19 protein-coding genes, 1 tRNA gene, 1 rRNA gene and 1 riboswitch are annotated in these 22,331 nt (G+C 46.2%); of the genes, 13 read left to right on the top strand and 8 right to left on the bottom strand.

What is annotated here, in order from left to right:
* The first annotated feature begins 92 nt into the window (after positions 1-92).
* From rrf to thiH, 10 genes are all read left to right on the top strand, one after another.
* Positions 93-209 (top strand): 5S ribosomal RNA (gene rrf / locus ITG12_RS11310).
* Between the two features lie 68 nt (positions 210-277).
* Positions 278-354, top strand: a tRNA-Asp gene (locus tag ITG12_RS11315).
* A gap of 406 nt (positions 355-760) precedes the next feature.
* On the top strand, positions 761-2,143 hold the full coding sequence (locus ITG12_RS11320; protein WP_248873960.1) for a multicopper oxidase family protein: 1,383 nt from the start codon (positions 761-763) through the stop codon (positions 2,141-2,143).
* 123 nt (positions 2,144-2,266) lie between these two features.
* Positions 2,267-2,650: a fluoride efflux transporter CrcB gene (gene crcB, locus ITG12_RS11325; protein ID WP_005430379.1), complete on the top strand. Its 384-nt coding sequence runs from the start codon at positions 2,267-2,269 to the stop codon at positions 2,648-2,650.
* Positions 2,651-2,711: 61 nt separating this feature from the next.
* A riboswitch (TPP riboswitch) is annotated at positions 2,712-2,810 on the top strand.
* Positions 2,811-2,975: 165 nt separating this feature from the next.
* A complete protein-coding gene (gene thiC, locus ITG12_RS11330; protein ID WP_248873077.1) occupies positions 2,976-4,916 on the top strand; it encodes a phosphomethylpyrimidine synthase ThiC in 1,941 nt (646 codons plus the stop codon).
* Entirely contained in the window at positions 4,916-6,331 is a 1,416-nt protein-coding gene (locus ITG12_RS11335) for a thiamine phosphate synthase (protein ID WP_248873078.1), read from the top strand. Before thiC ends, ITG12_RS11335 begins: the two co-directional genes overlap by 1 nt.
* Positions 6,318-7,091 carry a HesA/MoeB/ThiF family protein gene (locus ITG12_RS11340; RefSeq protein WP_248873079.1) on the top strand — a complete coding sequence of 258 codons (774 nt, stop codon included), beginning with the start codon at positions 6,318-6,320 and terminating at the stop codon, positions 7,089-7,091. The genes ITG12_RS11335 and ITG12_RS11340 overlap by 14 nt, the downstream gene beginning before the upstream one ends.
* A gap of 38 nt (positions 7,092-7,129) precedes the next feature.
* Positions 7,130-7,384 carry a sulfur carrier protein ThiS gene (gene thiS / locus ITG12_RS11345; protein WP_005378804.1) on the top strand — a complete coding sequence of 85 codons (255 nt, stop codon included), beginning with the start codon at positions 7,130-7,132 and terminating at the stop codon, positions 7,382-7,384.
* A gap of 5 nt (positions 7,385-7,389) precedes the next feature.
* A complete protein-coding gene (locus tag ITG12_RS11350; protein ID WP_248873080.1) occupies positions 7,390-8,157 on the top strand; it encodes a thiazole synthase in 768 nt (255 codons plus the stop codon).
* A gap of 34 nt (positions 8,158-8,191) precedes the next feature.
* Positions 8,192-9,304, top strand: a complete 1,113-nt coding sequence (gene thiH, locus ITG12_RS11355; protein ID WP_101904390.1) for a 2-iminoacetate synthase ThiH — start codon at positions 8,192-8,194, stop codon at positions 9,302-9,304.
* Positions 9,305-9,426: 122 nt separating this feature from the next.
* Here the strand turns inward: thiH and ITG12_RS11360 are convergent, their stop codons facing one another.
* Positions 9,427-11,217 carry an aminopeptidase P family protein gene (locus ITG12_RS11360; RefSeq protein ID WP_248873081.1) on the bottom strand — a complete coding sequence of 597 codons (1,791 nt, stop codon included), beginning with the start codon at positions 11,215-11,217 and terminating at the stop codon, positions 9,427-9,429.
* 203 nt (positions 11,218-11,420) lie between these two features.
* Positions 11,421-12,362, bottom strand: coding sequence for a LysR substrate-binding domain-containing protein (locus ITG12_RS11365; RefSeq protein ID WP_038868610.1), 942 nt, complete (start codon positions 12,360-12,362; stop codon positions 11,421-11,423).
* A gap of 107 nt (positions 12,363-12,469) precedes the next feature.
* On the opposite strand from ITG12_RS11365, the gene ITG12_RS11370 reads away from it, so the two are divergent.
* Entirely contained in the window at positions 12,470-13,663 is a 1,194-nt protein-coding gene (locus tag ITG12_RS11370; protein ID WP_196298589.1) for a multidrug effflux MFS transporter, read from the top strand.
* A gap of 91 nt (positions 13,664-13,754) precedes the next feature.
* The gene (locus ITG12_RS11375; RefSeq protein ID WP_038868597.1) at positions 13,755-14,036 is read left to right on the top strand and encodes a hypothetical protein; all 282 of its coding nucleotides are present in this window, start codon (positions 13,755-13,757) and stop codon (positions 14,034-14,036) included.
* A 31-nt stretch (positions 14,037-14,067) separates the two neighbouring features.
* Here ITG12_RS11375 and ITG12_RS11380 read toward each other — a convergent pair whose 3' ends face one another.
* The 4 genes from ITG12_RS11380 to ITG12_RS11395 form a co-directional block, all read right to left on the bottom strand.
* A complete protein-coding gene (locus tag ITG12_RS11380) occupies positions 14,068-14,523 on the bottom strand; it encodes a DoxX family protein (protein WP_248873082.1) in 456 nt (151 codons plus the stop codon).
* A 10-nt stretch (positions 14,524-14,533) separates the two neighbouring features.
* Complete coding sequence (locus tag ITG12_RS11385) at positions 14,534-15,292, bottom strand: DNA-binding domain-containing protein (protein ID WP_248873083.1); 759 nt, start codon at positions 15,290-15,292, stop codon at positions 14,534-14,536.
* A complete protein-coding gene (locus tag ITG12_RS11390) occupies positions 15,289-16,161 on the bottom strand; it encodes a DUF692 domain-containing protein (protein ID WP_248873084.1) in 873 nt (290 codons plus the stop codon). Before ITG12_RS11390 ends, ITG12_RS11385 begins: the two co-directional genes overlap by 4 nt.
* Positions 16,162-16,247: 86 nt before the next feature.
* The gene (locus tag ITG12_RS11395; RefSeq protein ID WP_038868592.1) at positions 16,248-16,508 is read right to left on the bottom strand and encodes a DUF2282 domain-containing protein; all 261 of its coding nucleotides are present in this window, start codon (positions 16,506-16,508) and stop codon (positions 16,248-16,250) included.
* A 280-nt stretch (positions 16,509-16,788) separates the two neighbouring features.
* Between ITG12_RS11395 and uvrD the strand changes: the two genes are divergently transcribed.
* A complete protein-coding gene (uvrD, locus tag ITG12_RS11400) occupies positions 16,789-18,963 on the top strand; it encodes a DNA helicase II (RefSeq protein WP_248873085.1) in 2,175 nt (724 codons plus the stop codon).
* 804 nt (positions 18,964-19,767) lie between these two features.
* On the opposite strand, the gene ggt is transcribed toward uvrD, so the two are convergent.
* The gene (ggt, locus tag ITG12_RS11405) at positions 19,768-21,534 is read right to left on the bottom strand and encodes a gamma-glutamyltransferase (protein WP_248873086.1); all 1,767 of its coding nucleotides are present in this window, start codon (positions 21,532-21,534) and stop codon (positions 19,768-19,770) included.
* Positions 21,535-21,645: 111 nt separating this feature from the next.
* Positions 21,646-22,305: a LysE family translocator gene (locus ITG12_RS11410; RefSeq protein ID WP_005440026.1), complete on the bottom strand. Its 660-nt coding sequence runs from the start codon at positions 22,303-22,305 to the stop codon at positions 21,646-21,648.
* Positions 22,306-22,331 lie beyond the last annotated feature (26 nt).

Here is a 22,331-nt window from a genome sequence, read left to right on the forward strand (position 1 = left end):
ACAACACCCAAGGGGTTTTGATGGACTCAATGCAAGAACGATTGAATGTGTATAAATAGAACTTAAAACAGCTTTCCAGATTAAAGAATTTGCTTGGCGACCATAGCGATTTGGACCCACCTGACTTCCATTCCGAACTCAGAAGTGAAACGAATTAGCGCCGATGGTAGTGTGGGGTTTCCCCATGTGAGAGTAGGACATCGCCAGGCTTTATTTTATTTTCACTTTTTATGAAAAAGTGAAGACAAAAACTTAGACTTAAATGTCTAACCAGTGCGGAGCGGTAGTTCAGTTGGTTAGAATACCGGCCTGTCACGCCGGGGGTCGCGGGTTCGAGTCCCGTCCGCTCCGCCACTTATTTAGAAACCCAGTCTTCGGACTGGGTTTTGTCGTTTATAAGCAAAAATACTTTCCCTTTTCAGGGAACGAGTCCCGGTTGCCCGCAACCCCGGCCTCTCCGCCATTTATTTAGAAAGCCTTGCTAGAAATAGCAAGGCTTTCGTCGTTTCTAGAGCCTTCAATTTTTTACTTGCTCTAGCCTTATTTACCATTAAGCTCCCTCCTTCTTAAACCGATCTCTTTTACTTGCTTGCTATATGTGTGTATGTGCTTACTATCTTTTTAGTGCCTATAAAATAAGGAACTTCACTTATATTCCTGACCCTAAGCATCATTAGTGCACATCTTTAAAAGATAAGTGAGAATCATTATTAATATTTAGTTACACTCACATCAATTGGAATAATGAGTGACTAAATATATGGATATATCTCGTCGACGCTTTCTTCAATCTTCCTTAGCGATCTCTGCGCTTACCTTTCTGCCTGCATGTTCTCTATCTAGGAGTACTGATAAACAGGGTCAGCACATACACGACATCACTGCAGAGCCTTCTACTGCTGAATTAGTATCAGGGTTTACCACGGATGTACTTGCGTTTAATGGCTTGATTCCAGCGCCTACGATTCGTTGTCGCCAAGGCGAGAAAGTTATTATTCGGTTTACTAACAAGCTTTCAGAGCCGACTACAATCCACTGGCATGGCTTGCGAATCCCTATTGAAATGGATGGTGTCCCTTTCTTGAGCCAGCCGCCTATCATGCCGGGTGAAACATTCGTTTATGAATTTACACCACCAGATGCGGGTACATTTTGGTATCACCCACACATGAATAGTGTTAAGCAGCTTGGGATGGGCTTAGTCGGGCTAATCATCGTTGAAGAGGCAGAGCCTGTTCAGTTTGATGAAGAGCATAAAGTCGTCCTCAAGCATTGGCATTTAGACAAGCAAGGTCAGTGGAAGAGCCTTATGGTGCCGCGCTTGAGTGCTCGTATGGGGACGCCCGGAGAGTGGAGTAGCGTCAATGGTGTGCATGAACCTGTTTATACGCTGAAGCAGAATGCTACCACGCGATTAAGAATTGCTAATGTCGATAACACCATTACTTACCCGATCGCTATAGAAGGCGCAGAGGCTTGGGTTATTGCTATAGATGGTAATCCTGTTAAAACGCCTTATAAGCTCACTCAGCACAAAATTGGTCCGGGAATGAGGTTAGATATCGGATTGATTGCTCCGAAGGCTGGAGAACGTGTTTATGTGCGTCAAATGAAAGGACGCTTCCCATTTCCTTTGTGTGAGTTTGATATTGTTGAGTCTGACCTGCCGAGTAATCAGAAACTGCCTTTATTGCCTCTCAACCCTGTGCCAGATCTTGATTTGGAAAATGCTGATCAAATTGATTATGTGTTTGAATGGGAGGGGGCGGTCACTCCGGCCGATAAATCTGGCAAAGCGATACCTAAGTTTTGGCTGATGAATAAACGAGCTTGGGAGGGAATGAGTAAAGATAATATCCCAGCACCGCTTTCAACATTGGAGCTCGGAAAAACCTATATTTTCAACCTTAAGAACGTCACCCAATATCATCACCCTATTCATCTACATGGACACACATTTACTGTTCTTGAATTAGACAGTAAAACACTCGATGAACCGTTTCATACTGATACGGTCTTGCTTGGAAAAAATGGCAGTGCGAAAGCGGCATTTGTTGCAGATAACCCAGGACGTTGGATGTACCATTGTCATGTGATCGAACACATGAAGACGGGGTTGATGGGTTATATTGAAGTAAAGTGACTCCTGTAACTTTTTAAATCTTGATAAGTTTTAAGCGCTATACTTTGCTGAATTCTAAGATTGTATAATCACTATTGCCGTAAATTTGATTACAATGTCGCCATTAACTTTTCTGGGGGAATTATGGGACAACTATCCGTTTTGGGTTTTATTGCATTGGGTGGCGCATTTGGTGCATGTTCTCGTTACTTAATTTCTGAACTTTGTGTGATGCTACTTGGTCGTGGCTTTCCGTACGGTACCTTAACCGTGAACGTCGTTGGTTCATTTATTATGGGTCTACTGATTGCTGCGTTTGAAACTGAGTTGATGGTCACTGATCCATGGCGTCAAATCATCGGTCTTGGTTTTTTGGGCGCATTAACCACATTCTCTACTTTCTCGATGGATAACGTGTTGCTTATGCAGCAGGGCGCTTTCTTTAAGATGGGATTGAACGTACTACTGAATGTCGTGTTAAGCATTTCAGCTGCGTGGATTGGTTTCCAATTATTGATGCGTAGCTAGCAAAAATACTCAAATCTTAATCAGGTCGGCTTGGTTTAACCAAGCCGTTTTTATATACTGATTTTACTTGTCGGAGTGCCATAAGGCTGAGACCGTTAATTCGGGATCCGTTGAACCTGATCAGATTAGAATCTGCGAAGGGAACAAGAGAAGATATCTACACCAGAGCTCTATCTGGTTGACCTATCAAATAGTCGAATGTTGTTATAGGCGAAGAGTACTTGCTCAATCTGTCCTTAATTCGATTCCTCTTGTCGCATCTATCCGCCAAGCATTTTTATCCCAATACTTTTTATCTAAGCATAACAAAGCAAGGAAAAATGCTATGTCGAGTCGCAAGCAAGCGAGACTGGAAGCAAAACAGTTCATTGATACACTCTCGGTACAACCGTACCCAAATTCAAGCAAAGTCTACGTAGAAGGTTCACGTCCTGATATTCGTGTGCCAATGCGTGAAATATCACTTGCTGATAGCCTTATTGGAGGCACAAAAGAAGCGCCTATTTTCGAGCCTAATGAGCCAGTACGCGTTTACGATACCTCGGGTGTATACACAGACCCAAATCACACCATAGACCTTTACAATGGCTTACCTAAACTGAGAGAAGGGTGGATTGAAGAGCGTGTCGATACTGAGCTACTTAATGAAGTAAGCTCGGTATACACCAAAGAGCGCCTAGAAGATGAAACGCTAGACGATCTTCGTTACGGTAATCTACCACGTATTCGACGTGCCAAAGGTGGGCAGTGTGTGACTCAGTTGCACTACGCTCGCAAAGGCATTATCACCCCAGAAATGGAATATATCGCCCTACGTGAAAATATGGGACGTGCTCAATACCGCGATGAAGTGCTGAATCAACAACATCCGGGTCAAAGCTTCGGAGCGAATCTTCCAAAAGACATTACCGCCGAGTTTGTGCGTAAAGAAGTCGCCGAAGGTCGCGCGATTATCCCTTCTAATATCAACCACCCAGAATCCGAACCAATGATCATTGGGCGTAACTTTTTGGTCAAAGTGAACGCCAACATCGGTAACTCATCGGTCACTTCTTCGATTGAAGAAGAAGTAGAGAAACTAGTGTGGGCGACGCGCTGGGGTGGCGATACCGTTATGGATCTCTCTACTGGACGCAATATTCACGAAACTCGCGAGTGGATTCTACGTAACAGTCCGGTTCCTATCGGTACCGTACCAATGTACCAAGCGCTTGAGAAAGTGAATGGTGTTGCGGAAAACCTTAACTGGGAAGTGATGCGCGATACTCTGATCGAGCAAGCAGAGCAGGGCGTTGACTACTTCACTATCCATGCCGGTTTACTACTTCGTTATGTACCAATGACTGCAAAACGTGTTACTGGCATCGTCTCTCGTGGTGGTTCTATCATCGCGAAATGGTGTTTAGCGCATCACCAAGAAAGCTTCTTATACACCCATTTCCGAGAGATCTGTGAAATCTGTGCTAAGTACGATGTGGCGCTATCTCTCGGTGATGGTCTGCGTCCTGGTTCGGTTGCCGATGCGAACGACGAAGCGCAATTTGCTGAGCTTCGTACCCTTGGTGAGTTAACCAAGATAGCGTGGGAATACGACGTACAGGTGATTATCGAAGGTCCTGGTCATGTTCCAATGCATATGATCAAAGAGAACATGGAAGAGCAGTTAGAGCACTGTCATGAGGCTCCTTTTTATACCCTTGGTCCATTGACGACAGACGTCGCTCCTGGTTACGACCATATTACTTCAGGCATCGGCGCTGCCATGATTGGTTGGTATGGCTGTGCAATGCTTTGCTACGTAACTCCTAAAGAGCATCTTGGTTTACCAAACAAAGAAGACGTGAAAGTAGGCATGATCACTTACAAGCTTGCTGCGCACGCCGCTGATTTGGCTAAGGGACACCCAGGCGCACAAGTTCGTGATAATGCGCTTTCTAAAGCTCGCTTCGAGTTCCGCTGGGAAGACCAATTTAACTTGTCGCTCGACCCAGATACCGCTCGCGCTTTCCATGACGAAACCTTGCCTCAAGAGTCTGGAAAAGTTGCTCACTTCTGTTCGATGTGTGGACCAAAGTTCTGCTCGATGAAGATCTCGCAAGAGGTACGAGAGTATGCGAAAGACACTGAGCAAGTTGCTGCGGACCAAGCTATCTCAATCAAAATGCTGGATGATCCTCTTGAGGGGATGCGTCAGAAATCGCAAGAATTTAGAGATACAGGTTCTGAGCTATACCATCCAGCAGCACATGCCGAGGTAAGTGACTAATGAGCAAAATCCTTATTCCGTCATCATTGATCGAACTGACAGGTTTAGTTCAGCAATGTTTGTTGTTGGCGAGAGAACAGGGTTTTAGCATCGAAGACATTGAGTTGGGTGTGAGCCCAACTCAATCTATTCAGCTTGTTCGCGACCAACAGACCACACACATAACGACAGATCTTATTGATGGTTATGACTCTGAGCATGAGAGTTCATTTGTGCTCTATTACTGCTCTGCGTTATCGGTAGAAGCGTGTGCTAAGCAACCGTCGAAAGCGGTTTATATTGGCATTGCTGATACGCAGGTATCCGATGAAAAGGAGAAAGTGCTTCAGTTTGATATCTGGCGTCACCCAATTAACAACGAAGTGAGAGCGCTTTCCGTTAAGTCTAAATTCAACGCAATGTTTGATCCCAAATATCACCTTGCTTGGATAGTAACGCTGACAGTACTCGATTTTCCTATCGAAGATGCGTTAACACTTGCTCGAGGAATGCTAACTCAGCAAGCGAATGTTTCACGTGAAACACTGTTAAATGACAACCTTGACGAGGGAAGATCTACTCAGTGGGCTGACCAATTTGATGATTTCCCCACACCTGTACTAGAGGATAACCGACTCGATATTCAAGTTGGTTGGTCCGCACAAGGCGAGAGCGTTAGCTTTCCAATTCTGACTAAGCAAAGTCTAGGGCTCTATCCAGTCGTTGATGCTGTTGCTTGGATTGAGCGTTTACTGCCACTAGGCATCAACACTATTCAACTGCGAATCAAGAACCCACAACAAGCTGATTTAGAACAACAGATCATTCGAGCAATTGAGCTAGGTCGTCAGTATCAAGCACAAGTGTTCATCAATGACCATTGGCAGTTGGCAATCAAGCATGGCGCTTATGGCGTTCACCTAGGACAAGAAGACATAGAAGAATCGAATTTGGCTCAGCTAACTAAAGCCGGTATTCGTCTTGGTCTTTCTACTCATGGTTATTATGAGCTACTGCGTATCGTGCAAATTCATCCTAGTTACATCGCGCTAGGGCATATTTTCCCAACCACCACTAAACAGATGCCATCGAAACCACAAGGTTTGGTGCGCTTGGCTTTGTATCAAAAGCTGATTGATAGCATTCCTTATACAAATGTAGAGGCTGCTTTCCGTCCTTCAAAAGACAAAGCAGTTAGTGACTATGTGCTTGGCTTTCCGACGGTCGCGATTGGTGGCATTGACCAATCTAATGCAGACCAAGTTTGGCAAACAGGTGTTTCTAGCTTAGCAGTAGTGCGTGCTATTACGTTGGCAGAATCACCTCAATCGGTCGTCGAGTTCTTCGCACAACTGATGAAGGAAAGACAGCTAACGTTTACTGATCAGAATATTGAGTTGGCGTATAGCAAGAGAGGTGAGCATGCTCACGGATAAGCAGTTCCTTCGCTATCAACGTCAAGTCGCTCTGCCAGAAATTGCCGAAGTTGGGCAAGAGCGTTTGAGTAAATCGCATGTGCTGATCATCGGTTGTGGTGGGTTAGGAAGTGCTGCGAGTTTGTACTTGGCATCAGCGGGTGTTGGTAAATTGGTTGTGGTCGATAACGATGAAGTTGATAGCAGTAACCTGCAACGCCAGATCATTTATCGTGAACAAGACCTTCAAGTTGCGAAAACAGAAGCGACTGTAAAGCAACTCACTGAACTTAATTCTATGGTCCAAGTTCGTGCTCTCAATAAGCGATTAGACAAAGCACAGCTGCAGCTTGAGGTGATGCTAGCGGATGTGGTGCTCGACTGCACCGATAACATGCCAACGCGCCAGCTCATTAACCAAGTTTGTTTCGAGCAAAATACGCCACTTATCTCAGCGGCGGCAATTGGTTGGCAAGGACAATTCGCTGTCTTTGATTACCAAATACAAAGTGAACAAGAAGCGCAGAGTAAAGCCTGTTACCGCTGCTTGTATCCGTTTGACGAACTACCACAAAGTCAAAAATGCAGTGAGAGCGGTGTCGTCGGTCCGGTGGTGGGCACACTTGGTAACTACCAAGCGATAGCGGCAATTCAAAAACTGGCGACGGGAAAGTTTCATGTCGAGACTGCCAAGTTGCATCTGTTTGATGGGTTGAAACTGCAATGGCAAACCATGGCGATAAGCAAAGACAAACAGTGCCAAGTGTGTGCTCAGATTTAGCTTACGAGTAATGGGCAGAATTAAGAGAGTTGGAAGCAATGACGTTATCAGAACAACAAACAACACAAATGACAGCAGCTGACTTAGATGTGATCACTATTGTCATCAATGACCAGTCACATCAAGTTGCCAGTGAGTCAAATCTACAGCAAATCATTAGTCAATTTGCGCTGCCTGAAATGGGCTGTGTTTTTGCAATTAATAACAATGTTGTGCCGCGCAGTGAGTGGGCTAGCACAGTTCTTTCACAGGGAGATAGCATCTCTTTGTTTCAAGCGATCGCAGGGGGTTAAAGTCGATGCTTAAAATTGGTGATAAACAATTCGAATCAAGACTATTCACGGGAACAGGGAAGTTTGCCAACAGCCGATTAATGGCAGAAGCGATTCAAGTATCGGGTTCTCAACTTGCGACCATGGCGTTGAAGCGTGTGGATGTGAACGACAAACAAGACGATATTTTGCTTCCGTTAGTACAAGCGGGTGTGAACTTATTGCCGAACACTTCGGGTGCAAAGAATGCTAAAGATGCTGTGTTTGCTGCGCAACTGGCGCGAGAAGCGTTGGGTACTAACTGGCTAAAACTAGAAATTCATCCAGACCCGAAGTACTTAATGCCCGATCCAATTGAGACACTTGCTGCCGCTGAGCAACTGGTTCGTGAGGGCTTCATTGTCCTTCCTTACTGTCATGCTGATCCGGTTCTGTGTAAACGATTGGAAGAAGTGGGTTGTGCAGCGGTCATGCCATTAGGTGCGCCGATCGGTTCCAACAAAGGGATAGTTTCTCACGACTTCTTAGAGATCATCATCGACCAAGCTAATGTTCCAGTGGTTGTCGATGCGGGTATTGGTGCTCCTTCACATGCCGCGCGTGCGATGGAAATGGGAGCGGATGCCGTGCTCGTCAATACTGCGATTGCAGCTTCGAGCGATCCTGTTGCGATGGCGAAGGCATTTAAGTTGGCGGTAGAGTCGGGGCGTATGGCTTATGAAGCCGGACTTGCTGGTAAGGTTTCTCATGCGGTTGCGTCGAGTCCACTGACGTCATTCCTAGATGAACTTTAGTCCTAGATTGGTTTAGCTATTAAGCGAGGAAAGCATGAGCTTCGTTGAACAATTTAAGCAGCTTAATTGGGATGACATTTCGATGTCGATCTACGCGAAAACGGCACAAGATGTCGAGCGGGCATTGAATAAACCCAAACGTGATTTGGAAGACTTTAAAGCGCTAATTTCACCAGCGGCTGAAGCGTATTTAGAGCAAATGGCGCAGCTGTCATACTCGGCAACTCGCAAGCGTTTTGGTAATACCATGTCGCTTTATATTCCATTGTACCTTTCTAACTTGTGCGCCAATGCTTGTACTTATTGTGGCTTCTCGATGGAGAATAGAATCAAGCGTCGTACTTTGAATAGAGACGAAGTGGCTGCAGAAGTTGAAGCCATTAAACGCATGAAGTTCGACAGCGTATTGCTGGTGACTGGTGAACACGAAACCAAAGTGGGGATGAAATACTTTCGCGAAATGGTGCCGATGATTAAGCAGCGTTTTAACTATTTGGCGATGGAAGTACAGCCGCTAGATCAAGACGAATACGCAGAGCTCAAGATATTGGGTTTAGATGCGGTGATGGTCTATCAAGAAACGTATCATCCTTCGACTTACGCCGAGCACCATTTGCGTGGCAACAAGATGGATTTCGAATACCGATTGGATACACCCGATCGTCTTGCAAAAGCAGGCATCGATAAGATCGGTATTGGTGCTTTGATAGGATTGGAAGAGTGGCGTACCGATTGCTTTTATGTCGCAGCGCACTTGGACTATCTTGAGCGCACATATTGGCAGACTCGGTACTCAATTTCTTTCCCACGTTTACGTCCTTGTGAGGGCGCGCTCCAACCAAAATCAGTCATGACGGATAAGCAGCTTGTTCAGTTGATTTGCGCTTATCGTTTGTTGAATCCAGAGGTGGAGTTGTCATTATCGACTCGTGAATCACCGAAGTTCAGAGACAATGCATTGCCGTTAGGCATCACCAGTATGTCTGCTGCATCGAAAACTCAGCCGGGTGGTTATGCGATGGATGATGTTGAACTCGAGCAGTTTGAGATCAGCGATGAGCGAAGCGCGGGTTCTGTGGAAGAGATGATTCGAGCCAAAGGATTTGACCCTGTATGGCGAGATTGGCACTCAGCGTATTCTGGTTAAGCAACAAATAAAGCCACTGGTCATCGCTATGTTTCACGTGAAACATAGGCAAAGAAAAGAGGGTTGATGCAAAACATCAACCCTCTACTTTTTTCTAGCTTCTAGCTTCTAGCTTCTAGCTTCTAGCTGTGTGCTACTGGTAGCGTTGCTTGACGAAGCCACTCTTTCACATCACCTTCAACAAGTGGGCTGATCTCATCCCATACCTTCTGATGGTAATCATTCAGCCAAGCAAGTTCTGGACGAGTTAGCATATCAACGTTGATATTGCGCTTGTCGATTGGGCAGCGTGTTAGCGACTCAAATGAAAGAACAGGGAAGTCACCGTTAGTTGGGGTTTCAACAACAAGCTCTAGGTTCTCGATACGGATACCAAACGCATCTGCACGGTAGTAACCTGGCTCGTTGGATAGCACCATACCTTCTGTTAGAGGCACGTCGATTTGCTTCTTAGAAATGCTCGCCGGACCTTCATGAACACTTAGGAAGTGACCAACACCGTGACCTGTACCGTGATCGTAATCGTAGCCTTCCGCCCATAGGTGCTGACGAGCTAGCGTATCGATTTGGTAACCACGTGTGCCTTTCGGGAAACGTGCACGAGCAACACCGATGTGACCTTTCAGTGCAAGAGTGAATTGTTTAATCATCTCTTGTGAAGGCTGACCGATCGCGATGGTACGCGTGATGTCTGTAGTGCCATCTAGGTACTGACCGCCTGAGTCCACTAGGTAAAGCGTGTTCAGTTCTAGCTTGCCAGGTTCAGGTTGGTTTTCGTGGTTGTAGTGACACATCGCCGCGTTGCCACCTGCTGCCGAAATAGTATCGAAGCTAAGATCCATCAGTGTTGGGTCTTCGCTACGGAACGCTTCCAGTTTGTCAGCCAATGTTGCTTCATCATGCAAGTTACCCGCAACGACTTCTGCATCTAACCAAGATAGGAACTTGCTCATCGCCACGCCATCACGGATATGACAAGCTTTCATGCCTGCGATTTCAACTGCGTTCTTCGCCGCTTTTGGCATTAGGCATGGGTCAGCTTTACTCACCACTGAAGCGCCAGCATTTTGTAGAACCAACTTAAACCACGCGTTACTTGTCGCAGGGTCAACCAGAACATTCTTGCCAGTTAGAGTTTCTAGCCGTGCTTGCAATGCTTCTGGGTGATGAACCGTTACTCCCGCACCAACATGAGCGTCAAACTCAGCAGGTAGACGAGCTGGAGCTAGGAAGTATTCCACACTTGAATCTGAATACAGAATCGCATGAGAAAGCAGAACTGGTAGGCGTGATACATCAAGACCACGAACGTTGAGCAACCAACAGATAGAATCAAGTGCTGTGATCACTGCGCTGTCTGCGCCGGCTTTTTTCACTAGCTCTGCGATTTCTTGGCGTTTGCTTTCACTTGATTGACCAACTGCTTCTGTTGCCATTAGGCGAACATCAGAAACCACAGGAGCAGGGCGGTCGTGCCATAGCTCATCAATTGGGTTGCTGTCGAGAATCTTAAGCTCAAGTGCACCTGCAAGTTTTGCCTGTGCCATGTCTAACCAAGCAGAGTTGTGCATGCGAGGGTCGATTGCCACAGACGCGCCATTTGTAAGATGGTCTTTAATCCAATCTAACGCGGGCTCTTCAATCAGGTGACGGTATTCGAATAGATCAGCAGGAACCTGCTTGGTTACTTGTACTGTGTAGCGACCATCAACAAAGATAGCGGCTTTGTCTTTGGTGATTACCGCAGCACCAGCAGAACCGGTAAAACCAGTTAGCCAATGTAAACGTTCGTTGTGCGCTGGTACGTATTCGCCCAAGTACTCGTCTTCATGTGGGATAAGTAGGGCGTCAATATTATGTTGTGCTAGCCATTCGCGAATTGCATTCACGCGGCTTTGGGTATCGTTGTGCATCTGTGTTATTCCTTCAAATTACCGCTCCTTCATGCTCAGGTGTGGGAGCTGTTTCCATCTGCTTCATGCAGTTTACGAATCTATTGAGGTTCGCAATCACTTCAATAGAGTCGGAGTACAACAGACCATAGATGAGCCAAAAAGGACTATCGACTGTTAAGCTACTCATTTTACCGTAAGAGCGCAAATCGCGTCCGGGATTTTTATCTAAGATGATCGGTTTTTTGCGTGATCATGGTACGTAGCCAAGTTAATGCCGGGTCATTTTCTCTGTCTCGATGCCAGAACAAAGTGTAAGCCATTGGCGGGAATTCGAGTGGCAGCGGCAGTAATGCCATGTCGTGTTGTTTGGCGGCCAGTTTCACAAAGTGGCTTGGCGCGGTAAACACAAAATCAGTGTAAGAACACAAACTGGCGGCGCTATTAAAGTCCGGTACGGTGACTGCGATGTCACGTTCGCGACCAATGTCGGCTAAACGATAGTCGAGCAACCAACGGTCGTTGCCATCACAACGCACCTGTACATGACGCAGGGCTAGGTAAGCTTCTAAGTTCCAGTTACCACGCAAAGCCGGGTGGTCTTTACGCACGATACACATTTGGTGGTCGCGATAGATTTCCTGTTCGCAAATGTCATCGGGCGGCAACATAGTCAGCTTGGCATCGTTGATGTCGATATCTCGCCCCGTCATACCTAAATCAATCTCACCACGTTGAATCATTTTAAAAGTCTGTTCAGACCATGGATGCGTGCTGATGGTCACGCCAGGTGCTTGTTGGAATATTGCTGGCAAGAAGTGGGGCAAAATCAACGGATAGACACTCTCCACCGCAGCAATTTGAAAACGGTATTCACTGCTCTGTGGTGAGAACTCTTCTGGTTGAGTCAGGACATCAAGTTGATTTATCAACAGATCCAGTTTCGGTTTGAGGAACAAAGCTCGTGGTGTTGGCGTCAATCCATGCGAGTTTCGTGTGAACAAAGGGTCATCAAACTGAGTGCGTAACTTGGCCAAAGATTTACTCACTGCAGACTGACTCAAACAGAGTCGGTGTGCAGCTCGAGTAACATTCAACTCCTCGATTAGTACCTTAAAACAGACCAACAAGTTGAGGTCGATGCGTACCAGTTTCTCTACGTTCACTGTGATTTTCCTCATTGGAATAATGGTCATGAGTATACATCATTTCCATTCATATCATCAGATGATTAAGCTTTGCTCAAAAGTTCTTATTCAATTTGGAGTGTTTTGTGTCTAGCCATATTACAAATAGCAAAAAACAGATGGCGCTGTTGACCATGTTAGTTCTGTTCAGTCCGCTTGCGATTGATATCTATCTACCTGCTTTGCCTCTTATCGCATCCACTTTTCAGGTAGAAAATGCATTGGCACAAGACACCATCACTTGGTTCCTATTTGCTATGGGCGTTGGCCAGCTATTCGCAGGCCCCTTGGCAGATAAACTCGGACGTCGAACTGTTGCATTGGGAGGCATCACCATCTACGCATTGAGCGCTTTATTGGCGTGGAGTGCTCAAAATATTGAGTGGATGTTGACGGCTCGTTTGCTACAAGGCTTAGGTGCATGTGCAACATCTGTAGCAGCCTTTGCAACAGTTCGCGATATCTTTGGTCCGGAAAAAAGTGGCAAAATGATCAGTTACCTTAACGGGGCGATCTGCTTTATCCCGGCATTGGCGCCTATTTTAGGCAGTTGGTTAACCCAGCAATTCGATTGGCGTGCAAACTTCAGCTTCATGGCCGGCTTCGCTGTGATTGCCGGAACGATGATTTTCTTTGGAATGAAGGAAACCAACCCTGCAACTGAAAAACAAGCTGTGTTTAAACTGAGCCGTTATTGGTCTGTATTAAGCACGCCGTCATTCATTTTCCATGCATCATTGTGTCTAATGGCGATGGCGGTCATTCTTGCTTACGTCACATCAGCTCCAGGTGTACTGATGACGGGCATGGGTTTATCCATGAACGAGTTTACCTTCTGGTTTGGTCTTAACGCGGCGTTTAATATTGCAGCTTGTATGTTGGCACCCAAATTCATGGATCGCTGGGGTACGCACAATTCACTGGTTGTTGGTATTAGCTTACTCTCGATAGCTGGCGTTATCATGATGGTGATGAAAGGACACAACACGGCGCTGTCTTTCATGCTGCCAATCTTTATCTCATCGGTTGGCTTCGCTTGGATTCTTGGTGCAGCAGCAGGTAAAGCGTTAGAACCGTTTGGTGATAAAGCGGGTACTGCGGCTGCACTACTTGGTTTGTTCCAAATGAGTGGCTCTGGTTTGTTGGTAGGTACGCTACAGCGTTTATCACTGGATCCACAAACTCTGATTGCGATTCATATGTGGGTATTGCTTCCAGCTTTGGTGATTCTGTTTAGCAAAGCAGGTAAGAACTGGCATGCGAAATTGGCGAATGCGTAAAACTCGGTAATTTAGTATTTTCCAATGTACCTAACGCGTGTATATTTGTCGTTCAAACTTTTCTCGACACCATAACGGAACTCAAAAAGTAATGTCGTTAACCACGTATGAAATGGCTCGTATCTTAGAGCAAATGGAAGAGTCACCAGAAAAGGTGATGTTTGGTAAGTTGCTCAACGAATTGGGTAACCAAAGCTCTGAGCGTATTCGTAGTGCGGCAAAACAAGTTCCATTGCCAGTCTTGCGTGATCTTGTGTATCAATTTCAGCAAGTGATTGAGTCACGTAAAGGCGAGCAAGTAGAGCAGATGGCAAAAGACCTCGCGAAGCAAGGTATCTCAGCAGAAGAGTTACTGGCTTACTTGAACAAGTAATAAAAAATCCCCGCATTATGCGGGGATTTTTTTAGTTAGTGACTTTCTTCTTGATAATGTGGTCGAGAGATAAAGGCCCTGGCCCCCACACAATAACAATAAGAATCATCAACCCCCAAAGTTGATGGTCATAGAAACCTTTCTCCCACAGCAGTGGGTAAGAGACCACGGCGATGATGTTAAACACAAACAGAATCGTAGCCATCGGGCGCGTAATTAACCCTAGTGCCAAGAACACCGGTAGAACCAACTCCGCAGCTGTACCTAAGTAAGCCGCCAGTTCCCATGGCAGTATTGGCACTTGGTATTCCAGCTCAAATAAATACAGTGTGCTGTCCCAAGATGAGATTTTGATTAGCCCTGAATTGAAAAATACCCATGCAACCCACAAGCGACAAAAGAGAAGTAATACAGGGACAAAGCCAGCTTGTAGGGTACTGATTAAATCGTCGTACCGATTCACTAAGTTTTTAACCGTATCCGTCATAGAGCGCTCCTTAGATTGATTTCAATGTAAAGCCGTCAACGAGATCGAGTGCCATGATGCTATTAAGATGAGCGAGTAGTGCTTCACGTATTTCGCTCAAGCTTTGTTTCTGCTCTAAACATTGCAGCAGTTGGAACACATTGGCATCGAGTGCGTGACACAAGGCTTCTCCATTGGCTTGGATCGAGATGACACCTTGTTGTAATTGGTTGATATTAAGTTGTTCGAATTGCCCAGTTTGAATCGCGCCAAACAAATCAAATACCGCGTAACTGGAGTCAAAGCTCCGGCAGCCTTGTTTAAGGTGCAAAACCAAAGCGGACTGTTGCTCTTCACTCACTTCGCCAAGTAACGCAAGCGGTTTTAATGCTGCTGCATTGGATTGTTCATACTGTGCTTGACGAGCGAGGTCGATATGCCACTCGAAGCGTGCGACTTCAGGGCTGTAGGGGGCTTGTGCTATCACCTGGCTGAACTGCATGATGGTATCTTGAAAGCCTTCGCCATAATGCACCACATTTCCTTCTTCTAATGGATAAGTGAGAACATGCTGGCGAGCCATCTGTTCGAAGCATTCTTCACCAAGTAGCGCTTCAACCATTGGGTAGGTAGCGGACAACACTTCGCTTAAGCTGACGATAAAGTTATTGCGGTAAATCTGCATGCGTTCATCAGCGGTAAACTCATCACTGGCAATATCGCAATCTTCGCCGAGTGCTTGATAATGTAGGGCTTTAGCAAACTGGCTTTGTAAGGTGGCTAGATTCATGATGCCTTCCTTGGTTCGCTTTGTTCACTTGGGAGTGTGCCTTGCAATAGCAGTTGCGATGCTTTCAGCGCTTCTCCCAGTAAGACCTCTGGCGCGGGAATATCCAAATCCCATTCAATCAACGCATGACGTGGACCGTGTTTCTTTGTCCATTGTGCGAACAGTTGCCAAACTTCGTCACTAACTGGGCGGCTATGGGTATCAATCCATATCTCGCCTTTGTCGAGTTGTTTGATAGTAAAACCTGCCAAGTGAATCTCATCCACTTTGTCGGCTGGAATCGCATCTAGGTATGTGTCGCAATCAAAACCGTGGTTGAACGCCGAAACATAAACATTGTTTAGATCGAGCAATAAACGACAGTCAGTGCGCTTTTGCACTTCGGTAAGAAACTCCCATTCGCTGATGGTCGAATGTTGAAACTTCACATAACTAGATGGGTTCTCTATCAAGATCTCGCGTTGCAAATAATCCTGCACTTCATTCACGTTACGAGTGAACACTTTGAGCGCTTCTTCCGTATACGGAAGTGGAAGCAGGTCATTAAAGTAGTGACCGCCGTTTTCACTCCAACTCAAATGGTCAGAAACAAGAACCGGGTCGATTGAGTCAATCAGCGCTTTAAGTTGAACAAGGTGCTTTTGATTCACACGTTCCACCGAACCTAGTGACAGACCAATGCCATGGCAGCTAATTTGATACTGCTCGCGCAATGCTTGTAATTGATTGCGCTCTGTAGCGTTGGGTTGAAAATAGTTTTCACTGTGGATTTCTAACCAAGATAACTCGGGTTTGCTTTGGCTAAAGTAATCGAGGTGAGGGGTTCTTAATCCAACTCCAACAAGGTCGTGGAAGGTGTGGTGTTTCACGTGAAACTCCTTTTCAAAGCGGGCGGGAAGAGAAGGATGCGCTGGTTGAGCGTCAACGCATCCTTGCAGTAGCTAGCGATAAAAGATTATGAAGAAGAAGTGCTACCACCAACTAGCTTGTCACATAGACCTTTTGGTACGACTACGAATGCATCTTTTTGGTTATCTTCTTTAGCTGTACCAGCACAAGAACTGCTCTTCGTTGCACAGTCGTTTTTGCCTGCTTTTGAAACGCCGTAGCATTTTTCTTTATCAGCTGCGACAGCTGGAGCTGCAGTTAGCATTGTGCCACCAAGAGCTAGAAGGCCAGTAACAGCAGCAGTAACAGCTAGATTCGACTTTTTCATAATAAATTCCTCTGAATGATTTCCTTTACTTTAAGTTGGCAAGATGAATCGCCTGTTGTGGCGTTTTTGTTATCACCTTGCTTAACTTAAAAGATAGGAAACTGGCTAAAAAACTTTCAGAGAAATTTTCGAAACAAATGGTTTTAAAGAGTGGAATTTATATAACTTATTGATGCGTCGAGTAAAAAAACATCGAATTTTTTATGAATTTTTGTCTAATCTGAGGAGGTTGTTTAGGTTATAATCTATTTTTATGTATAAATAACCAGTAGCTCTCATCATGATGGATCCCTCTCTATTAGTCGACGGTTTGAACGATAAACAACGTGAAGCCGTTGCCGCACCTCTAGAAAACTTGCTCGTCCTTGCTGGTGCAGGGAGTGGTAAGACACGCGTTCTTGTTCACCGTATTGCTTGGTTGATGTCGGTCGAGCAGGCATCTCCGTTCTCGATTATGTCGGTAACCTTTACCAATAAGGCCGCGGCAGAGATGCGTGGACGTATCGAAGAGCTCATGATGGGCAGTGCAGGCGGAATGTGGAATGGTACTTTCCACGGGATTTGTCACCGTATTCTGCGTGCACATTATCTTGATGCCAAGCTACCGGAAGATTTTCAAATTATCGATAGCGACGATCAGTTACGTCTATTGAAGCGTTTAATCAAAGCGCAAAACTTAGATGAGAAGCAATGGCCTGCACGCCAAGTATCATGGTGGATTAACGGCAAAAAAGACGAGGGTCTACGTCCGTCACACATTGATGCGTACCACGATCCAGTGACCAAGACATACCTACAGTTGTATACCGCTTATCAAGAGGCGTGCGATCGCGCTGGGTTAGTCGATTTTGCGGAAATCTTGCTGCGCGCACATGAGCTACTGCGTGATAACAAGTTCGTTCGTGAACACTACCAAGCACGCTTTAAGCACATCTTGGTGGACGAGTTCCAAGATACCAACAACATCCAATACGCTTGGCTACGTATGATGGCGGGCCCTGAGTGTCACGTGATGATCGTTGGTGATGATGACCAATCTATTTACGGTTGGCGTGGCGCGAAAATTGAGAATATTGAGAAGTTTACGCTGGAATTCCCAAGCGTGAATACCATCCGTCTTGAACAAAACTATCGTTCAACCAAGACCATTTTGGAAGCGTCTAACACCCTGATTGCCAATAACACTGAACGTATGGGTAAAGAGCTTTGGACCGATGGTGTTGTCGGTGAGCCTATCTCAGTTTACAGCGCTTACAACGAATTGGATGAAGCGCGTTTTGCGGTTAACAAAATCAAAGAGTGGCAAGAAAAAGGCGGTGCACTGAATGACGCTGCCATGCTCTACCGTAACAACGCCCAATCGCGTGTTCTGGAAGAAGCCTTGATTCAAGCTGGCCTGCCTTACCGTATCTACGGTGGTATGCGATTCTTCGAACGTCAGGAGATCAAAGACGCCTTGAGCTACATGCGTTTGATCGCTAACCGTAACGATGACGCCGCATTTGAGCGTGTAGTTAATACACCCACGCGTGGCTTGGGTGATAAAACTCTAGAAACCATTCGCTTTGCAGCGCGTGATCGCGGTTGCACCATGTGGGAAGCAAGTATGGTCATGCTTGAGGAGCAAGTATTACCAGGCCGAGCGGCAGGGGCATTAAGCCGTTTTATTGAGTTGGTGACAGCACTAGAAGATGACACGTTAGAAATGCCTCTGCATCATCAGGCTGATCATGTCATTAAATACTCAGGTTTGTTCGCCATGTACGAGCAAGAGAAGGGTGAAAAGTCTAAGGCGCGTATTGAGAACTTGGAAGAATTGGTGACAGCAACTCGTCAATTCGAGAAACCAGAAGAAGCCGAAGACATGTCATTGCTGACGGCATTCCTAACCCATGCAGCATTAGAAGCGGGCGAAGGACAAGCAGATGAATTCGAAGATGCGGTTCAGCTAATGACATTGCACAGCGCGAAAGGTCTAGAGTTCCCGCTCGTGTTTATGGTTGGTGTGGAAGAAGGCATGTTCCCAAGTCAAATGTCGGCAGAAGAGGCGGGACGTTTAGAAGAAGAGCGTCGTTTGTGCTATGTAGGTATGACTCGTGCGATGCAGAAGCTGTACATCACTTATGCTGAAATGCGCCGCTTGTACGGTCAGGATAAGTATCATAAGCCATCTCGCTTTATTCGTGAGCTACCAGAAGCATGTTTGGATGAAGTTCGTATGAAAGCACAAGTCAGCCGTCCTGCAAGCAGTGGCCGATTCAGCCAAACGGTCGTGAAAGAGAGCTTCAATGAAACTGGCTTTACGCTGGGTTCTCGCGTCATGCATCCGAAGTTTGGTGAAGGTACCATCATCAACTTTGAAGGCAGCGGTCCACAAAGCCGTGTTCAGATTGCTTTTAATGGCGAAGGTATTAAGTGGTTAGTGACTGCTTACGCGAAACTAGAGAAACTGTAATACTTCACCAAACTAATCAACTTAAGAGCTGCTTCGGCGGCTCTTTTTGTTTGTGCTGTTTTTGTGTCGCTAATGCAGTAAAAAATGGAGTGCAAAAGCGGCGATTTAACGATGTCGTTTGAAGTGAAAGGTGGGCGTTGTGGGTGAATGCCTACTTTCAGTAGATCTGCTGAGAAAAATTTTAGGCAAAGAAAAACCCCGAGGGCTTTCGCCCATCGGGGTTATAGTCTTACTCGCAGCAATCCGGCTACTAAGTGTGCTCCATGCATCTAATCCATGATAGTGTGCTGAATCCGTCAGCTTAATCCTTACGTCGCCATCCTAGCGGTGTCCTTGACCTTATCCTGGTCTGCTAACCATCCTCGTTAGCTCTCATCACTTGTTCCCTGAGCGGTGTCCCTGACATCATCCTGATGTTCAAATCCTTGCCTCGTCCAGAGGTGTCCATTTCCCGTCCTTAGTAGTAACCATCCTAGTCACTATTGATTCCGTTCAATGTCCAATTTTGCAATCCATGCCCGACTATTCATCCTGAATAACCGTTTCTTCTTCCTGAAGTTCACCAAGTCCGTGGTGTTTCCTGTTCCGTGTCAGCATCCTTCCGACAGGTTTAATATTACGTGTTTAGCGATTCCCAACAACGGGCTAATCTCACATTTTTTTACTCTCTTAGCGTTCAAAAAAGATACATAACCATTAAATTCAATAGCTTATGCTCTTTGTTGTACGGTTTTACCATTAAAAAAGAGAGGTTTGCTCAACCCTTTGTGAGAGATCTCGCACAAGGGGTCGAGCGAAAGACTCTTACTGTCCGATAGCGGCACCTTCACGCCTTGGATCAGCCGCACCTTCGAGACCGTCTTTTGTTATACGTATCGCATGCAGTCCAGAGTTCAAATCACGAACATCAGTTTTAAAACCCATCTTCTCCAACTCAGGCTGTAAGCCTTCTGCAGCAGTACCTTGCTCAATATCTAAGGTACCAAAACGGTTCAGCAATCGTGGCTGATTGATCGCACTTTGGATGTCCATATCCCATTGGGTGTGGGCGATAATGGCTTGTGCGACGTAACCAATGATGCGGCTGCCGCCCGGTGAACCAATTGCCATGTAGGGTTTATCGTCCTTCATCATAATGGTTGGCGCCATGGATGAACGTGGGCGTTTACCTGGTTCTAAGCGGTTCGCGATTGGCACACCATCTTGATGCGTGCGGAAAGAGAAATCGGTAAGTTCGTTATTGAGCAAGAAGCCGCGCACCATCAAGCGTGAGCCAAAGGCGTTCTCAATGGTCGTTGTCATCGAAACCACATTGCCTTGCTTATCGACGATATTGAAATGGCTGGTGGAAGGCAGCTCGATCGATTGGTCCATGCTTAAGTTCATGGCGTGCGACCAAGGAGGATTGCCAGCTTCAACCTTACTCAACGTTTTACCGACTTGAATGAGCTCAGCACGTTGCTTGAGATAATCTTTATCAAGCAAGCCTTCGGTTGGCATTGGCACATAATCTTGGTCAGCCATGTATTTACCGCGATCCGCAAACGCAAGGCGAGACGCATCGGCGATCACTTGCCATGATTTCGCGCTTTCGGCTCCCCAACCTTTAAGATCGTATTGCTCGGTGATCGCGAGAATCTGTCCAACCGTCAATGCGCCAGAGCTTGGTGGTCCCATACCGCAAATATCATAGCTTTGGTAAGCCGCACAAACCGGTTCACGTTGCTTGATTTGGAACGCATCAAAGTCAGGTTGTGCCAATACGCCAGGATTGCCCGGTGCATTTTGTACTGTCTTGATGATGTCTGTGGCGATATCGCCTTGATAGAAAGCTTTTGCCCCTTGCTCTGCAATTGCCGTCAGAGTTTGCGCGTATTCAGGGTTCTTCAACAACGTGCCTTCGGCTTTTGGTGAGCCATCTGGATTAAAGAAGTAAGCCTTAGTCGCAGGGAAGCGTGATAAGCGCTTGGCATCTTTTTCAATTAGGCTCGCGAGGCGAGGACTCACTTCGAAACCTTGCTCAGCCAAGGTAATCACAGGTCGGATGATCTTTTTCCATTCCAACTTGCCGTATTTCTGGTGCGTGTCCCAAAGTAGTTTCACTGTGCCAGGAGTGGCAACGGAACGCCCACCGACAACCGCATCGTAAAACTGCAGTGGTTGTCCTTTGTCATCTAGGAAGAGTTTCGGCGTTGCGGCGAGCGGTGCGGTTTCACGTCCATCATACGTGGTCAGTTTTTGTTTCTCACTGTCCCAATACACTAAGAAGGCGCCACCACCAATGCCTGAAGATTGCGGTTCTACCAAGCCCAGCATCAATTGCACGGCAACCATGGCATCAATAGCATTACCGCCTTGAGCAAGAACGTCAGCCCCGGCTTGGGTGGCAAGTGGGTTGGCTGCGGTGACCATATAATCTTTGGCTTTGACCAATTGCTTCTGCTCGAAGCCAGTACTGTGCTCCGGCGCAACGGCATCTGCTGCTTGGTTAGCAAAGGCTGAGGTAGATAAGATTAGTGGGGAAGTAAGAAAAAGACCCGTGGTCACGAGTCGGTTGAACGTCCAATGCATGATGACTCTCCATGTTGCCAGTTTTGTGCTTTCAGCTTGGCAGTCATGAAGAGTCACGTCGAGTCAGCAATCTTAGAAATGTCGATTGTGCTACGCTTTTAAATCAGTACTTTATCCGATAAAAGTGCTGATGGTTTGGTACAAAATACTGCCTCCCACGAGAGTAAATACCACGCCACACAGACCGTCGATGTAGATGCCTGCTTGTTGCAATTTACGTTGTAAGCGCTGTGTTGACAGCATCCACGCAAGGCTAGAGAACCAGAATAGCGACAAGCCAAACAAGATGACCAAAGCAATACCTTTGCCAGTGATCGACATACCTGCAGGGACTAAGCTCGACATCAAACTGATAAAGAACACCAAGGCTTTCGGGTTAAGGATGTTGGTCGCAAATCCTTTAGCAAATGCCTGACGTTTGTTGCTGATCACTAGGTTGTTTTGCTTCTTAGGTTGATCCGCCAGAGGGTTTTTGATCATCGAGATCACGGCGCGCAATGCACCAATACCTAAATAGAGCAGGTAACTACCACCGAGCAGTTGCACCACCGAATACAACACTGGGTGCTGGTGGACGATATAACTCACGCCTGTCAGGCTGAACAAAGAGTGCAGCAAAATACCGACAGACAATCCCAACGCAATGTACAAGCCAGTTTGACGACCATGGCGCGTCGCGTTTTGTACGACCAACGCAAAGTCGGGACCGGGACTCATTAGGGCAATAAAGTGAATGCTGGCGAGTGTCAGCAATATGGTGGATTCATTCATAACACATCTCAAATATAACCAATGCG

It is taken from the genome of Vibrio sp. ED002 (genome assembly GCF_023277445.1).
Taxonomy (GTDB): Bacteria; Pseudomonadota; Gammaproteobacteria; order Enterobacterales; family Vibrionaceae; genus Vibrio; species Vibrio jasicida.

What these genes read in the sequence shown, in the direction of transcription:
- ITG12_RS11320 (WP_248873960.1), top strand. Translation starts at nt 761, where the DNA reads ATGGATATATCTCGTCGACGCTTTCTTCAATCTTCCTTAGCGATCTCT.
- crcB (WP_005430379.1), top strand. Translation starts at nt 2,267, where the DNA reads ATGGGACAACTATCCGTTTTGGGTTTTATTGCATTGGGTGGCGCATTT.
- thiC (WP_248873077.1), top strand. Translation starts at nt 2,976, where the DNA reads ATGTCGAGTCGCAAGCAAGCGAGACTGGAAGCAAAACAGTTCATTGAT.
- ITG12_RS11335 (WP_248873078.1), top strand. Translation starts at nt 4,916, where the DNA reads ATGAGCAAAATCCTTATTCCGTCATCATTGATCGAACTGACAGGTTTA.
- ITG12_RS11340 (WP_248873079.1), top strand. Translation starts at nt 6,318, where the DNA reads ATGCTCACGGATAAGCAGTTCCTTCGCTATCAACGTCAAGTCGCTCTG.
- thiS (WP_005378804.1), top strand. Translation starts at nt 7,130, where the DNA reads ATGACGTTATCAGAACAACAAACAACACAAATGACAGCAGCTGACTTA.
- ITG12_RS11350 (WP_248873080.1), top strand. Translation starts at nt 7,390, where the DNA reads ATGCTTAAAATTGGTGATAAACAATTCGAATCAAGACTATTCACGGGA.
- thiH (WP_101904390.1), top strand. Translation starts at nt 8,192, where the DNA reads ATGAGCTTCGTTGAACAATTTAAGCAGCTTAATTGGGATGACATTTCG.
- ITG12_RS11360 (WP_248873081.1), bottom strand. Translation starts at nt 11,217, where the DNA reads ATGCACAACGATACCCAAAGCCGCGTGAATGCAATTCGCGAATGGCTA.
- ITG12_RS11375 (WP_038868597.1), top strand. Translation starts at nt 13,755, where the DNA reads ATGTCGTTAACCACGTATGAAATGGCTCGTATCTTAGAGCAAATGGAA.
- ITG12_RS11380 (WP_248873082.1), bottom strand. Translation starts at nt 14,523, where the DNA reads ATGACGGATACGGTTAAAAACTTAGTGAATCGGTACGACGATTTAATC.
- ITG12_RS11385 (WP_248873083.1), bottom strand. Translation starts at nt 15,292, where the DNA reads ATGAATCTAGCCACCTTACAAAGCCAGTTTGCTAAAGCCCTACATTAT.
- ITG12_RS11395 (WP_038868592.1), bottom strand. Translation starts at nt 16,508, where the DNA reads ATGAAAAAGTCGAATCTAGCTGTTACTGCTGCTGTTACTGGCCTTCTA.
- uvrD (WP_248873085.1), top strand. Translation starts at nt 16,789, where the DNA reads ATGATGGATCCCTCTCTATTAGTCGACGGTTTGAACGATAAACAACGT.
- ggt (WP_248873086.1), bottom strand. Translation starts at nt 21,534, where the DNA reads ATGCATTGGACGTTCAACCGACTCGTGACCACGGGTCTTTTTCTTACT.
- ITG12_RS11410 (WP_005440026.1), bottom strand. Translation starts at nt 22,305, where the DNA reads ATGAATGAATCCACCATATTGCTGACACTCGCCAGCATTCACTTTATT.